At 46.9% G+C, this 12,897-nt stretch carries 14 protein-coding genes; 13 read left to right on the forward strand and 1 reads right to left on the reverse strand.

Annotation, left to right across the window (positions count from 1 at the left end; translation table 11 throughout):
• The 13 genes from BCT81_RS09605 to BCT81_RS09665 form a co-directional block, all read left to right on the forward strand.
• On the forward strand, positions 1-609 hold a 609-nt coding region (locus BCT81_RS09605), incomplete at its 5' end, for a flagellar basal body P-ring protein FlgI (RefSeq protein WP_198596873.1).
• A complete protein-coding gene (locus tag BCT81_RS09610) occupies positions 609-1,127 on the forward strand; it encodes a rod-binding protein (protein ID WP_102423981.1) in 519 nt (172 codons plus the stop codon). The genes BCT81_RS09605 and BCT81_RS09610, both read left to right, overlap by 1 nt.
• A complete protein-coding gene (gene flgK, locus BCT81_RS09615; RefSeq protein ID WP_102423982.1) occupies positions 1,127-2,506 on the forward strand; it encodes a flagellar hook-associated protein FlgK in 1,380 nt (459 codons plus the stop codon). The genes BCT81_RS09610 and flgK overlap by 1 nt, the downstream gene beginning before the upstream one ends.
• A gap of 10 nt (positions 2,507-2,516) precedes the next feature.
• Positions 2,517-3,401, forward strand: a complete 885-nt coding sequence (gene flgL, locus BCT81_RS09620; protein WP_102423983.1) for a flagellar hook-associated protein FlgL — start codon at positions 2,517-2,519, stop codon at positions 3,399-3,401.
• Positions 3,402-3,499: 98 nt separating this feature from the next.
• Positions 3,500-4,297 (forward strand): OmpA family protein, encoded by a 798-nt coding sequence (locus BCT81_RS09625; protein ID WP_241908186.1) that lies wholly within the window; start codon positions 3,500-3,502, stop codon positions 4,295-4,297.
• 128 nt (positions 4,298-4,425) lie between these two features.
• Positions 4,426-4,701, forward strand: a complete 276-nt coding sequence (gene fliE, locus BCT81_RS09630) for a flagellar hook-basal body complex protein FliE (protein ID WP_241908187.1) — start codon at positions 4,426-4,428, stop codon at positions 4,699-4,701.
• Between the two features lie 14 nt (positions 4,702-4,715).
• Positions 4,716-6,389, forward strand: coding sequence for a flagellar basal-body MS-ring/collar protein FliF (gene fliF, locus BCT81_RS09635; RefSeq protein WP_102423985.1), 1,674 nt, complete (start codon positions 4,716-4,718; stop codon positions 6,387-6,389).
• Positions 6,390-6,421: 32 nt separating this feature from the next.
• Positions 6,422-7,426 carry a FliG C-terminal domain-containing protein gene (locus BCT81_RS09640; RefSeq protein ID WP_102423986.1) on the forward strand — a complete coding sequence of 335 codons (1,005 nt, stop codon included), beginning with the start codon at positions 6,422-6,424 and terminating at the stop codon, positions 7,424-7,426.
• 13 nt (positions 7,427-7,439) lie between these two features.
• Positions 7,440-8,447: a hypothetical protein gene (locus BCT81_RS09645; protein WP_102423987.1), complete on the forward strand. Its 1,008-nt coding sequence runs from the start codon at positions 7,440-7,442 to the stop codon at positions 8,445-8,447.
• Between the two features lie 61 nt (positions 8,448-8,508).
• Positions 8,509-8,796: a flagellar biosynthesis anti-sigma factor FlgM gene (locus tag BCT81_RS09650; RefSeq protein WP_008223385.1), complete on the forward strand. Its 288-nt coding sequence runs from the start codon at positions 8,509-8,511 to the stop codon at positions 8,794-8,796.
• Positions 8,786-9,205 (forward strand): hypothetical protein, encoded by a 420-nt coding sequence (locus BCT81_RS09655; RefSeq protein ID WP_102423988.1) that lies wholly within the window; start codon positions 8,786-8,788, stop codon positions 9,203-9,205. Before BCT81_RS09650 ends, BCT81_RS09655 begins: the two co-directional genes overlap by 11 nt.
• A 13-nt stretch (positions 9,206-9,218) precedes the next feature.
• Complete coding sequence (gene flgA, locus BCT81_RS09660; protein WP_102423989.1) at positions 9,219-9,926, forward strand: flagellar basal body P-ring formation chaperone FlgA; 708 nt, start codon at positions 9,219-9,221, stop codon at positions 9,924-9,926.
• A gap of 180 nt (positions 9,927-10,106) precedes the next feature.
• Positions 10,107-10,622: a glycine zipper 2TM domain-containing protein gene (locus BCT81_RS09665; RefSeq protein WP_102423990.1), complete on the forward strand. Its 516-nt coding sequence runs from the start codon at positions 10,107-10,109 to the stop codon at positions 10,620-10,622.
• Between the two features lie 150 nt (positions 10,623-10,772).
• On the opposite strand, the gene BCT81_RS09670 is transcribed toward BCT81_RS09665, so the two are convergent.
• Entirely contained in the window at positions 10,773-12,860 is a 2,088-nt protein-coding gene (locus BCT81_RS09670; protein ID WP_102423991.1) for a flagellar biosynthesis protein FlhA, read from the reverse strand.
• Positions 12,861-12,897: the final 37 nt, after the last annotated feature.

The raw sequence follows: 12,897 nt of genomic DNA on the forward strand, positions 1-12,897 counted from the left end.
ATCCCTAATGGTGCGACCTTAGAGCGAGAGGTCTCGACTGGTGCTGATTTAGAGCCAACGATACGCCTGCAACTCAAGCAACCGAATTACGAAACTGCGCTCAATGTTTCCAAGGCCATCAACAAGATGTTTGGCGGTCAGGTAGCGAAAGCGCTTAATAAAGGCCAGGTTCAAGTCTCAGCTCCGATAGATAGCGAAGACCGAGTGATGTTTGTTGCCATGATTCAAGAACTTGAGGTGGAAGAGGGGCGTCGATTACCGAAGGTGGTGTTTAACTCTCGCACTGGAACCGTGGTGATCAGCCAGAACGTGACGGTGTCTGAAGCGGCGGTTAGCCAAGGAGGGATCACAGTGACAATACAGGAATCTCAATCTGTTTCTCAGCCTGGTGGTGCTTTCAATACCGCAGGGGAAACCGCGATTATTCAGAACTCACAAGTGAGTGTTGATGAGGAAGATGGGACCACTATGGTTTGGCCGAAAGGGACAAACCTACAAGAGATCGTGGATGCGATTAACAATATTGGTGCGACACCGGAAGCGCTTATGCAAATCTTGCAGGCACTCGATGAGGTGGGTGCCATTAACGGTGATTTGGTGGTGATCTAATGGCAAATCTAACGGTTGTGAACCCTTCGTCGCTTGAGCCGGTATCGAGTAACCATGCGGCGCCAATACTAGATAATCCTAAAATGGCTGCGTCGGCGAAGCCTGTTGAACATCCACAGTCATTTGAAAGACTCATGATGAACAGGGCGCCAGAAATGATGCCGATGATGAAAGCCAGCGTAGGTTCGAGCCAGGCAATGACCAACTTTTACTTGGACAGCAACGCGCTTGCCAAATTAAAGCATGACAATTCTGCCTCAGGTTTATTGGCCGCTTCACAGCAGTTCGAGGCGTTGTTTTTACAACAGATGCTGACCCGAATGCGTTCTGCCAGCCAAGCACTGAGTGATAAAGACAATCCGTTATCGATGAAATCAGACGATATGTTTCAGGGCATGCTAGATGCTCAGCTTGCACAGCGAATCAGCCGTCAATCGTCGTTTGGATTAGCCGAGATGATTTTTAAACAGTTGTCATCACAAGTTATGGGCCGACCTTTTGATAAGGAGAATCAGTAATGGGTATGACCAACATCGGGTTAAGTGGCGCGCTCGCCAACCGGGTAGCGCTCAATACGACGGCGCAAAATACCGCTAATGTGAATACTCCCGGGTATAGCCGTCAAATAGTGACCATGGAAGCCAGTTTATCGGGCAATGCCGTAAATGGCATTAATCTAGGATCTGGTGTTGAGGTTAGCGATATCCTGCGGATTGCTGATCAGTCGTCTATCAATCGACTAAGAGAAGCGACGGAATCTGCTCAATACAGCCAAAGCTACTTCAATGGTCTCTCCAATTTGGAAAATTTATTGGGGGCGGATGGACTGAGCCTCACACAAGGGATGAACGGATTTTTTGCTGCGATTGATGAGGCCAGTGTTACACCAGAAAGTGTCGCTTTTCGCCAGCAAGTACTGACCAATGCTGACGCTTTGGCGCAACAGTTCAACTCTGTGTCTGCGCAGTTGAGCCAGCAGGAGGCCGCGCAAAGTGAGCGTTATGGAGCCTTGGTGACCCATGTGAATAGCCAATTAGAAAGCATCGCTTCGCTAAATCAAAAACTGCAAGAAGATGCGCTGCTTGGCAAGAGCGTTGGTGGTTTACAAGATGCGATGGATAAACACCTCAATGAACTCTCTAAGTCTCTCGATGTTCAGGTGATCTACACCAATGGCGGCGTCGAACTTTCTACACTAAACGGTCAGCCTCTTGTGATTGGCGGTTATGCCGCATCGCTTGCGCGAGACCTATCCAGTGGTGACCCTTACAGCACGGATTTGAACATCACTTTTCAGTCAATGACAACGCCTGTTGATGCTTCATTAGGTGGAGAGTTAGGAGCGCTCGAAGCACTAAAAACGAATCAATATGAACCCATCAAAACACTGCTAGCGGATCTTGCCAAAGGCTTGGCCGACGGTGTGAACTCGGCATTAAATTCTGGGTTTGACCTCAATAGTGTGGCGGGTCAGAACTTGTTTACTTACACCCCAGGCAGTGAAGCCCTGTCTTTGGCGATTGATCCTAGCCTCACGGCACAAGACTTAGCCTTTTCATCGAGTGCAACGCTTGCCGGAAATGGCGATGTGTTGAAAGACCTATCGATGCTGTCACAAACACCATTAACCAATGGTTCTGTGGTGGGAGAAACACCCTACAGCGCTTACTCAGGGCTACTCGGTGATATCGGTATTTTCACTCGCCAGGCACAGAGCGAAGCAACGGCAGCTCAAGTGAGCATGGAAGACGCGCAAGTGGCAAGAGACAGTGTCAGCGCGGTTAATTCCGATGAAGAGGCGGCCAACATGCTGCTCTATCTCAACGCTTATGAGGCCAATATGAAAATCATTAGCACGGCCAATCAGATGTTCCAGACCTTGCTAAGAGCATTCTAGGAGAAAAGTGATGCGTGTAACGGACTCACAATTTAACGCGGTGATGCAACGTTCACTAATGGACAACAACATCCGCTTGAACAAAGTTTTTGAGCAAATGTCGACTGGGCTGAGGATCAATCATTTATCCGACGACCCAATTGCCGCTGTGCGCCTTGAGGGATTAAAAAAGACAGTCTCTGATAATCAGCAGTACCAGCGAAATATCGAAAATGTGCAGTCACAACTGACGCGCTACGAAACCAACGTCAACACGTTGGAGTCGCTCTCTCAACAAGTGAACGAACTGCTTCTACAAGGGAAAAACGGCACTCTTGATTCGGAAAGTCGGGCGGGAATCGTGCTCGAACTTAAGTCACTTAAAACGGAAATGCTGAACACATTGAACCAAGCCAATGATGGCAGTTATCTATTTTCAGGAACGGATATCAGCAATCCAGCAATCGATACGGCACCGCCTTATACCTTAAACCCCAACTCAGATTATCGCGAAACCAAGGTGGGTGATAATCAGTACGTGCCGAGTAATTTAACCATCACCGACACCATAGGTAGTAGTGCAATTTTTACTGACTTAGACAATGCGATAGCAGAGTTGGAGTTAGCAACCGGGGGATTTACAACAGCTTTGGATAACGCGCTCAATACCAACCAAACGCTTCATCAAAACTTGTTGGTTTCATTAACCGATATTGGGAGTCAATACAACGCATTAGAAAGGTTGAAAGAGACCAGTATCGATATGGTGTTCTTTGCTGAAACGGTTCGCTCTGAGCTAGAGGAGCTGGATTATGCCGAGGCATCCGTTGAACTTAACCAAGGCATGATCGCGCTAGAGGCGACGCAAAAAACCTTTGCGCGTGTTGCCGGAATTTCACTATTTGACCTGTTATGAATAAGTACTTTTGGGCAAGTGTTAGTTCGAACATTTCTTCTGCTTTTCGACGTCGACTTGGCAAGGTGCTGAGCGCATGTCTAATAAGCTGGGGAGTAATGTCGTCTCCGGTTTTGGCGCAGCGCTACATTGTTCCCTTCGATAGCGTCGAGTGGCGGTTTTCTGAGTCTGTTGATATGTGTGAACTGAACTCTTTCGACCCCCACACTGGCTTTTCAGTGCAATTCATTTTGTTGGCAGCAAGCCCGATGAAAGTCAGAGTGGAAAAGCGAGGTGTGCGCTCGCTTCCGACCTCAACGTCATTCAATACCACTGAACCGGTATGGGGAACGTCCCAGTCTTACACCACAACCACCATTGAAAGAGTCAACAAGCAAGGGGCGGCGCTGGTGACTGATGATGGCGCCACCTTGATGTTGGATGATATGGCGAGTGGCGCTTGGTTTAACGTCAATGCGATGGACTTTGATGTCTATTTCCCAACCACCAACTTTAAGCCAGCTTTAGAACAATTCAATGAATGTCGTTATGGCTTGCCGCCGGTTAATTTCCAACATGCACGTCGAGTCGAACTGCGCTTTCAACAGGGTGCGGTGGCCCTCACCGAAGGGCAGAAACGCACCATTAACGACATCAGTACCTTGGTTAAACGAGACTCGAGAATCATTAAAATTCTGATTGATGGGTACACCGATAACTCCGGTGACTCCGTCGCTAATCTACAACTTTCGAAGCAGAGAGGATCGGACGTTGCGCAGTGGTTTATGGGCAATGGCGTGTCAAAGAAAATGATTGAGATACGTGGCCATGGTGATCGTTATCCCAAGTACGACAACACGACTCAGCAAGGCCGGGATAAGAATCGTCGCGTAGAAATTCGGTTAGTACGCAAGTGATGCAACCGCGAGGGTAAATAATGGAAAAGATGACTGCAGTCCAAATGCAACAAGCCATGTTAGGGAAGATAGAGCAGCAGCAAGAGGTTGCCAGTAATCCATTCTCTAACCAAGCCGTCACTGGAAACATGGTGAGAGGTATCACGCATGACAATCTCGCGGTAAATCCGGTATCGGACAATTCACTGGCGTTCAGCAATACCTTGAAAAGTGTGCTCGATACTGTGGATAGATACCAGTCTCATGCATCTGAAAAAATCACCGCTGTTGAGTTAGGAAAAAGTGATGATTTATTGGGAGCAACGGTCGCATCTCAGAAAGCCCAGCTCTCATTCAATGCATTAATGCAAGTGCGCAACAAGATGGTGTCTAACTTCCAAGACATCATAAAAATGCCAATTTAGGCTAGGGATTAGCGATGGCAGGAGAAGCAGATACTCAACCCGCGTTGACCAACAATATGGGAGCAGCTAAAGAGAAGCTCACGGAAGCCTCTGGGTGGCTCACCATGTTTTGGCAGAGTTCACAGCGCAACGTCATTATCATCACTATTTTTGCGACGATCACAGCGGCGATCATCGTGATTATGTTGTGGACGTCATCGGAAAGGTTTAGACCTCTCTATAGTAAATCGGCGAACTTCGACTCTAGCCAAGTGCTGCATATGTTGGACGAGGAATCAATACGTTACCAACTGAGTCAGGACGATGGACAAATACTGGTTCCCGAAGGCGATGTCGCCAAGATCCGGATGATATTGGCGTCGAAAGGCTTAAAAGAACAATTGCCGAGTGGTTTTGATTCACTGGATAGCTCAAAGAGCCTTGGTGAAAGTCAGTTTATGGAAAACGCTCGTTATCGCCATGCTTTAGAGGGCGAGCTAGCGCGCAGCATTACCACCATGAGCGCCGTGAGCTTAGCTCGTGTTCATTTAGCCATACCCAAAGAAAGCCTGTTTATGCGCGATGATGCTGAGCAGCCGAGAGCCTCTGTGATTGTTCATATTATCAATGGGATGGACCTCAAGCCGACGCAGGTTGAGTCAATCATTAACTTGGTGTCTGGTGCGGTGATAGGGCTTAAATCGGAACATGTGCGAGTAGTCGATCAACACGGTCGTTTGTTATCGAATGACGCGACGGTTGGGGACATTACCGTCACGACTGGTAAGCAATCTGATTACAAACGTAACCTTGAAAAAACCTTGGTTGCTCAAGCGACCGATATGCTGACTCCGATCCTCGGTGCGGCTAATTTTCGAGTGCAAATTGCCAGTGATATTGATTTCTCTAAGGTGGAAGAAACAGAAGAGATCTACGCTGATCCCGTGGTCCGAAAAGAGACCTTGCTGAGTGACATGAACGAGTCTTCGATGGCGCTCGGTATTCCGGGGGCATTGAGCAACACACCACCAGTGACCGATGGAGAGCCTCAACCAGAGCCCAACGCTAAGGTTAATCGAAGTGAAACATCACGTGATTATGCGGTGAGTGGCAAGGTTCGCCATACTCAGCACCAGCAAGGTGTCTTGCAGAACCTTTCGGTTTCTATTGTGGTCAACGATTTAGCGAACCCCAATCAAACTTGGACTACTGAAGAGCTTACTAATGTTGAGAATGTGGTTCGTTCGGCCATCGGTTTTAATACTGAGCGCGGCGACAGCATTCACATCACTCACTTCCCTTTTGTGATTGCGAGTATTCCAGAGCAAGCTCCGATAGCTTGGTTTGAGAACACGCATATCATGCAGCCTCTTAAATATCTGCTAGGTGTGATGCTCAGTGGCTTGATGATCATGGTGGTGCTGCGACCTCTCGCTCAATACCTCACTAAGTCAGCGGAGCAAGAAGAGCTGGAAGCGGAAAGCATGGAATACGATGACGTGATAACCAAAGAGGAGCGTGCCGCTGATGCTGCATTGCAATCCAAACTGGATTCCTTAGGTATTGATGCAACCGGTATTAAAGCGCTCGATGACAACCTGCCATCTGCAGATAGCCCACTCGAAGTTCAAATTAAACACCTTAAGCTAATCGCAAAAGAGGATCCGAATAGGGTGGCTGAGATTTTACGTACTTGGATACAAGCATAACGAACCAAATAAAAGTTAGTAGGAGAAGGTGCATGGATGGCAAACAAACCTATCAATCAGTGGATGGCGTCGCGATGTTGGTGCTAACGATGGGAGAAGACATCGGTTCTGAGGTACTCAAAGGCTTCACCCATGAAGAAATAAAACAGATCACGCATGCCATGAGTAAGATGAAGGACATTAAAGCCAAGGATGCCTTGGTCTCTTTGTCGGGCTTTTTTGATGATTTTCGTAAGCACTCCGGGATTCTCGGCGGGACACGACAATACATCACCAATGTGTTGGAAAAGACGTTAAACGGTAATTTGGCAAGAGATCTAGTATCGGAGATTTATGGTGACGAGATCCGCTCACATGCTGAAAAGCTGGCGTGGATTCCCCCTGAACTCTTGGTTAATGACCTTAAAAAAGAGCACATCAACCTGCAAGCGCTGCTGATTGCCCACCTCCCTTTGGAATACAGCGGCCGTGTCATGGATGAATATGAGGAAGAAGAGTGCCACGCGTTAATATTGCAAATATCTAAGACGCAGGTACTCACGTCGGGTCTGATGGAGACGCTAAAAGACCTTATCGATCGCTGCAAAATCAATTATCACAGTGGCGGGTCTGCCAGCTTGCAAGGTTCGAAAGTGGTCGCGAACCTCATCAATCGTTACTCCGGTGATAAAAGCAATTTATTCCAATTCCTTCATGATCAAGACGCTGAAGCCGCAGAGCTGGTGGAAGAGGCGATGTTTGATTTCTTTACCCTATTCAATCAAGACCTAGAGACCATCAACCTGATTAACGAAAGAGTTAGCTTAGAGCAATGGGCTTATGCTCTGAAAGGTACCAACAAAGATTGTCGTCTTTACATCATTAATTCTATGCCACAGCGGGTATCGACAGAGCTTAAGGAGAATCTGGTGCGCATTGGTGCGGTGCCAGTCAGTCAGGTTGAGCAAGCACGTAAAGATATCATTGAAATCGTCAAACAAATGCAATCGGAAGAGATCATCAAGCTGAACTTTGCTAATGAGCCAAGGTTGACCTAATTGGAGAGGCAGTATGAAACTCACGGGTATTACGCAGCGCAAGAATCAAGTGAATCCGACAACGACAGGAAAGATTAAGAAGCCGGAAAAGCTGACTAGCAACAAGCCGAATAATGCACTCATTAGACAGCAAATGGTGCAAATGAACTTGCAAGAAAGGCCTAAGTTGATTGCTGAGGTCGCCGACTCTCACAAAATGTACAGCAGGCTCATGATGGCCGGGGAAGTGTTACGAACTGTGGCGAGTGAGTTGATTAAGCTGCGCCAGTTAGCCGAGCTGAACCAATACAACCCTGAACAAGCCAACCATATTGATGTGATTAAGAAAAAACTGGTGTTTTGGAGTCAGAAACGGTTGTTTGGTGACTATGTGGTGGATTCAAGTTTTGCACCGATTCAAGGCGATAACCCTTTTATCGAGTTCACGGTTCCAGGGCTCGACTTACAGCGAGAGCGGTTTCGTGATGAAGTTGTCTCTCTGTACATCAACAACCGCTTGATACCGTTGGCGTTTGAACGCTCTGAAGACAGAGAGGTATTGCTAGAACAATTCAAGATGATGTTTGCTTATGCGCATTTGCAGCTCAGAGTTAATGAACAACAAGAGTTTGTGATCGGCATTCGAGACCAACAATGGCGTTTGTGGGATGGGCAGGTCTTCGTTTCGGGCCAAGGTGGTCGCTATGCTGAAGGGCCACCGATTGCGGTACAGGCTCAAGCTCGCTATCCGGTGTTGGATGACATCAGTCGTTTGTTGGTCAATGAGCCGGGGTCGAATCAACAAATCGATGCCTTGCTTGAACGGGTCAATAAACTGTATTTGGCATTATCGAAGATGTTGAAAATGAAAAGGCAAAAAGCTGACCAGCTTATCGCGTTTTGTTCACATCCCGAGTTGCACAAATTAGGCAGCTTTAAACATCAGTTAGTGAGCAATCCGGAGCTGTCGCTTAAGTCAATTCATCGCGGCTTTAGCGGGCCAACCAGAGACAATGTAATCAAACTATTGAGAAAAAGGTGAAACAGAGACGAAATACTGCCGTTATAGTTAATTAGTAGTGCAGCAAAATGGGTAGGCAGAGATGAGTCAAATTAAGGTCGACAATGTGAAACACGTTGTGCCTCATACTCAGGTAGATGTGGTTCAAAACAAAAAGACAGAGCCGGATCAAAAAGCGAAGGTGAAGCCGATTAACCTCTCTCAACATGAAGTGGAGTTACTCGATAACACCAAGAGCCTTTTTGACGGTGTTGAAGATATCGATACGGCTAAAGTCGAGCAGATTAAAGCGCAGATTTCCGCGGGAGAGTTAGTGTTTGATATGGATGAACTAGCGAAAGTCATTACGAGACTGGATCATGGAACGTAGAAGCGACCTGATTGGTTACATTACTTATGGTCAACATGTGTTGGCTTTGTCAGGCGAGCTGTCGGCACGTCTAGATGACATTCGTGTGGCGATATTGAACCGTGAGTATCAGAAGCTGGAATCGCTCAATCAAGCGATCACATCACTGACTCAACGGCTAGCAGACGCTGACGATAAGCGATTTGCTCTGGCCAAGCGACTGGGGTGTGAAGACAGACAGTACGCAAAAAGCATGCAGGCTCGGCTCAAAGGAAAAGCACTACAACGTGTTCAAACTTTGGATACGGAAATCGAGCTGACTATCAAGCAGTGCAAAACTAAGTTGGCGCGCCAAGGCAGTGTCATGGTGATGCAGCATCAAGCAATGGAAGAGGCGCTTGGTAAGCATCAATTAAGGGTCAATGTTTAGGTTGAGGCGGTGTATGGCTAAGTTATTAAAACTAGCTAGCACATGGCTGTTCGCCCTTGGTTGTGTGACCAAGGTGAGCGCAGAAGTCGGCAACATTACTCTTGAACAACAACTTTCTACTCAAATCCAATCGCTCATTGAACAAACCATTCGTTACCGTTACCCCCAACAGTACCAATTGGATATTCAGCTCCGCTTTTCTCGAGCCATTCATCAGTTACCACAGTGTAGCGAGTCGGTTGAAGTCACTCATAGAAGTAAAATCAAGCTTGGCAAACAAAAGTGGAACGTGCGCTGTGAGTCTGAGAGGTGGACTCTTTCAGCAACCTCAACGTCGACAATAACCGTCTGGACTGCGACAGCCAATAAGGCGCTTAAGAAAGGCCAAAGACTGACGCATGATGATATTGCGATTGAACCGATCAAACTCTACAAAGATCAAAAAGTGTTCTTCAAGGCTAGTGAAATCGCTGGCAGCAAAATCAAACGCTCATTGAACAAGGGAGATTTGTTGACTACTTCTTCCATGTATTTGGATTATGACGTTGAAAAGGGACACGCTGTGGATGTGGTTTTTCAATCGAAAAGTATCCGTTTAGAAACGCTAGGAATGGCGTTGGAAAGTGGGCTAATAGGCGATACGGTCTCAGTTAAGAACCAACAATCTGGAAAGCTACTACGCGGCGTAGTCATTGAAAAAAATAGAGTTCGAGTATTCTAAATCCTCCCGTAATCTACGTTTGTATAGTAAATCACCACGCCATGATAATAATTTTACAGTGTGATTATCTGGCCCTGACTCTTCACCAGACAATGACATAGAATTCATTCACCGCTGAAATATCACTAATTTTAATCCTTATTATGCCCTCCGATACAAAAACATAATTAAGGAAAGACAATGAAAATCAAAGCAGTGGTAATGGCAGCAACAACCGTAGTGACACTCTCAGCGTGTAAAGAGGAAGCTTCTGCCCCAACACTTGCCAATATTACGTTAGTTGAGGCCGTCACTAAATCGGTCAAGACGCCTCATCAGGTTTGTCACAATGTGCTGGTTACTCGACAAGCTGAGGTGAAAGACGAAGCCAAGATTATAGGCACGATTGGCGGCGCTGCTGCTGGGGCTGCTTTAGGCAACCAAGTCGGAGGTGGCTCAGGAAAAACCATCGCGACGGCCGTTGGCACGGTAGCAGGTGCAATGACAGGGCGTAAGATTCAAGATAACGCACAGAAAAACGATACAATAACGACCACTGAGCAACGCTGCAGCACCGAATACACCACATCGACACAAGTTGATGGATACGATGTGACTTACGAAATCGGAGGTGCCTCAACGACCGTACGTTTAGCTAAAAAGCCAACCACAAACACTTTCCCAATCGTCTCAGGTCAGCTTGTCTTACCACAATAGGATGAATAGATTCCCGCCTGTTGAATGGTGACCTCATTTTTCGTCAGCGTGTTTTACCATTCTTTGGCTTAGCGGGAAGGTTAATGGATAAAGAAGTTCATCAATAGGCTTTCTTGAGCTTGGATGGGCTTCTTTCTTGCCTCTTATGACTTATTCCACATCCCCCAATACGTTCAACCCATACTCATTTGGGATCTCGTTGTAACTCAGCACAATCAGCTCTTTGGCAAAGGCTTTAGCTAACTTGGCGATCATTGGGCGTGTCGTGGGCGGCACAACTATGACTGGAGGTAGATTTTGGCTCTGCATGGTTTGTACTATGGTCGGCATGCGGTTTTGGAATTTTTGCAAGATGGTCGGTTCAACAGGAATCGAGTCGAGAGGAATATTGGGATCGCTTTGCTGACTCAAAGAGATCGCGCCTTTCAATTCACCTTCTAAGGTTGCTCCAATAATGAAAGCATGGATGGTCTTGCTGTTTGGTGAGATCAAATTGACGATGGTTCGTTTTAACGCGACCCGGATATTAGAGGACAGCAAGATTGGGTCTTTTATGGTGTCGACGCTTTCAATAATGGTATTAGCGATGGTCCTTACGTTAATGATAGGCACTTGTTGAGCCAATAACTGACGGATGACCTGCATTTGTAGGTTCGGGCTAATGACGCTGGCTAGGTTCTCTGCAAGCTCAGGATGCTGCATAGCAAGTCGTTGGTTGAGGGCTTTCACATCATCATAATTGAAGATGTTATCTAGGTGTTCGCTGCATACTTTACTGACGTGAGTCGCGATAACATCATGTACCTCAATGACCTGAAAACCGTGGTTGATCGCCTTGGTTTTGTCGCTTTTTTTAATCCATAGGGCTGGAAGTTGATAGGCTGGGTCGATGCCAACAATGCCATCGAGATCTGGATGGTCAATGTGGTTGCCGACTGCCATCGCTTTATCGGCATACACCTCGCCACGCTCAATCTCATCACCATCAATGCTAATCGCGTACTCAGAAGGCTTGAGTGAAAGGTTGTCGGTAATCACCACCTCTGGCATCACAAAGCCTATTTGTTCACTGAGTGTTTTTCGGCTACCACGGATACTTTTAATCAAATTGCCGCCTTTTTGTGAGCTCGCCAAAGGAACCAATTTGAAGCCTAATGACAAAGCGATCACATCGACGTTGGGAATAATGCTCCAGTCGATGGTGTTTTCTTGATGGGGCTGAGGAAGCGTATCTAAATCGGGGCTGGTCTCGGGTGTCACATGTTGAAATTTCGATTGTCTCCAGCCGACAAACGCTAGTAAGACGGCAAAGGTATAAAAGGCTAAGTGTGGCATGTTTGGCACGCTACCGATAACAAACATAACCCCTGCTGCCATGTATAAGTTGTTCGGTGACGCAAGTAACTGCCTTTTGACCGTTTGCGCCATGTCGTTATCGTTGTCACTGATTCGCGTCACTATGATAGCGGCAGAGGTGGCCAGTAACAGCGATGGAATTTGAGCAACCAGACCATCACCAATCGTTAGTAGGGCATAGGTTTGAAAAGCCGCTTCTGCGCTGAGGTTGTGCTCAAAAATGCCTATCAGCACCCCACCGATTAAGTTGATGAATAGAATCAATAGCCCGGCAATCGCATCACCACGAACAAACTTACTGGCACCGTCCATTGCGCCATAGAACTCCGCTTCTTCTCCTACTTCTAAACGTCGAGTTTTCGCTTCTTTCTGATCGATAGCCCCGGCATTCAAGTCAGCATCAATGGCCATCTGTTTCCCTGGTAGGGCGTCCAGAGTAAAGCGTGCAGATACTTCGGAGATCCGTTCGCCACCTTTGGTGATGACCACAAAGTTAATGATCATCAAGATCACGAACACCACGATACCGACAACGTAGCTCCCGCCGATAACCACTTCACCGAAAGATTGAATGACCTTACCTGCGGCGTCTCCGCCATTGTGACCTTCGAGCAGAACAATACGGGTAGAGGCGACGTTAAGAGTTAATCGAAGCAAGGTTGCGACAAGTAATAGTGATGGAAATATTGAGAAATCAAGCACTCGCGAAACGGTGCTGCTGACCAGTAAGACAACAATGGCAAGCATGATGTTAAAGGTAAAAAACGCATCCAATAGAATCGGTGGCAGCGGCAAAATCACCATCGCCAAGATCATGAGCAACACAATTGGAATTGTTAGCCTTGCAGCCACTGCATTAAATACGTGTCTCATAACAACCATTATTATGAATATTGTTGATTAATATACTAGGATATTT

Source organism: Vibrio sp. 10N.261.52.A1, assembly GCF_002876325.1.
Taxonomy (GTDB): Bacteria; Pseudomonadota; Gammaproteobacteria; order Enterobacterales; family Vibrionaceae; genus Vibrio; species Vibrio chagasii.

Coding starts and splice junctions, on each gene's coding strand:
- BCT81_RS09610 (WP_102423981.1), top strand. CDS start 609: ATGGCAAATCTAACGGTTGTGAACCCTTCGTCGCTTGAGCCGGTATCG.
- flgK (WP_102423982.1), top strand. CDS start 1,127: ATGGGTATGACCAACATCGGGTTAAGTGGCGCGCTCGCCAACCGGGTA.
- flgL (WP_102423983.1), top strand. CDS start 2,517: ATGCGTGTAACGGACTCACAATTTAACGCGGTGATGCAACGTTCACTA.
- BCT81_RS09625 (WP_241908186.1), top strand. CDS start 3,500: ATGTCGTCTCCGGTTTTGGCGCAGCGCTACATTGTTCCCTTCGATAGC.
- fliE (WP_241908187.1), top strand. CDS start 4,426: ATGGTGAGAGGTATCACGCATGACAATCTCGCGGTAAATCCGGTATCG.
- fliF (WP_102423985.1), top strand. CDS start 4,716: ATGGCAGGAGAAGCAGATACTCAACCCGCGTTGACCAACAATATGGGA.
- BCT81_RS09640 (WP_102423986.1), top strand. CDS start 6,422: ATGGATGGCAAACAAACCTATCAATCAGTGGATGGCGTCGCGATGTTG.
- BCT81_RS09645 (WP_102423987.1), top strand. CDS start 7,440: ATGAAACTCACGGGTATTACGCAGCGCAAGAATCAAGTGAATCCGACA.
- BCT81_RS09650 (WP_008223385.1), top strand. CDS start 8,509: ATGAGTCAAATTAAGGTCGACAATGTGAAACACGTTGTGCCTCATACT.
- BCT81_RS09655 (WP_102423988.1), top strand. CDS start 8,786: ATGGAACGTAGAAGCGACCTGATTGGTTACATTACTTATGGTCAACAT.
- flgA (WP_102423989.1), top strand. CDS start 9,219: ATGGCTAAGTTATTAAAACTAGCTAGCACATGGCTGTTCGCCCTTGGT.
- BCT81_RS09665 (WP_102423990.1), top strand. CDS start 10,107: ATGAAAATCAAAGCAGTGGTAATGGCAGCAACAACCGTAGTGACACTC.
- BCT81_RS09670 (WP_102423991.1), bottom strand. CDS start 12,860: ATGGTTGTTATGAGACACGTATTTAATGCAGTGGCTGCAAGGCTAACA.